We start from the raw sequence: 1,350 nt of genomic DNA, 5'->3' as shown, positions 1-1,350 counted from the left end.
GACGCGCACCCCACGGTGCGCGTCCGGGTCCCCGCGCGTCCGGCCCCGGCGGCCGATCGTCACCAACAGGACGGCGGCGGGCGGACGCCTCCGGTCGGCGGGGCCCCGGGCCGGCGGCGATGTCAGTGGTCCGTCCTACGGTGGGAACAACGCTGAAGGGCGCCGCGAAGGTGCCGGAAGAGGGCGTTGGAACAGGGGTGGAACCATGTCCGCGAACAGGATCAGCCACAAGGTCAACCACGTGTCGCTGGTGGTCGACAAGTCCGGCTCGATGCGCCAGCACGAGGCGCAGCTGGTGCGCGTGGTCGACGAGTTCGTGAAGGGCCTCCAGGAGGAGTCGGACCGGCTCGGCCACGAGACCCGGATCAGCCTCTACGCCTTCGACCACGAGGTGCAGAACCTCGTCTGGGACATGGACGTCAAGCACCTGCCCTCGCTCAAGGGCCTCTACAAGGTCGACAACGGCGCGACGGCGCTGATCGAGGCGGCCGTGAAGTCCGTCGACGACCTCAAGAACATCTGGGAGGGCTACGGCGAGCACTCCTTCCTCCAGGTCGTCGTCACCGACGGCGCGGAGAACGCCTCCGGCTGCTCGGAGCACGGCCGGATGCACACCCGGATGGGCGGCGAGCAGGGCCGCGCCGTGCTGCGCTCCTGGATGGACCGCATCCACCGCGCCATGGACGAGCTCCCCGACCACTGGACCTCGGCGATCCTGGTCCCCAACTCCCTGGCCAAGCGCACCGCCCAGGAGTACGGCTTCCCCGCGGGCAACATCGCGATCTGGGACGCCGACTCCAGCAAGGGCGTCGAGGAGGCCATCGGAACCGTCAAGAAGGCCGCCACGAGCTTCCTGCAGGGCCGCGAGAAGGGCGTCCGCGGCACGCGCAACCTCTTCACCATGGGCCAGGACCTGAGCGCCGCCGACGTCGCGGCCAGCCTCGACGCGCTGGACACCGCCAAGTACGTCCTGGTCCCCGTCGACGAGCAGTCGCCGATCCGGGACTTCGTCACCGGTGCCGGACACACCTACCGGACCGGCTGCGCCTTCTACGAGCTGTCCAAGCGCGAGAAGATCCAGGGCGCCAAGCAGCTCGCGGTCGCGGAGAAGGACCCGGCGACCGGCCGGATGACGGGCCGGGTGTTCTCCGGTCCCGCCGCCCGCCGGCTCCTCGGCCTGCCCGCGGCGGAGACCACGGTCAAGCCGGGCGACAACCCGGCGTACACCGTGTTCGTCCAGTCCACCTCCGTCAACCGCAAGCTGGTGCCGGGCACCAAGGTGCTCGTCCTCCTCTGACGCCCCTCCCCCCGACGCTCCCTCCGGCGGAGCCCCGCGGCGCACCCGCGGGG

At 71.0% G+C, this 1,350-nt stretch carries 1 protein-coding gene; it reads left to right on the top strand.

Annotated elements, in window-relative coordinates; all coding sequences use genetic code 11:
* Nucleotides 1-205 precede the first annotated feature (205 nt).
* Nucleotides 206-1,297 (top strand): VWA domain-containing protein, encoded by a 1,092-nt coding sequence (locus ACFCX4_RS36280; protein ID WP_376151753.1) that lies wholly within the window; start codon nt 206-208, stop codon nt 1,295-1,297.
* Nucleotides 1,298-1,350 lie beyond the last annotated feature (53 nt).

This window comes from Kitasatospora sp. NPDC056327 (assembly GCF_042261735.1).
Classification (GTDB): domain Bacteria; phylum Actinomycetota; class Actinomycetes; order Streptomycetales; family Streptomycetaceae; genus Kitasatospora.
Note: the sequence above shows the minus strand (reverse complement) of the source record. Positions and strands in the feature narration are given on the sequence as shown.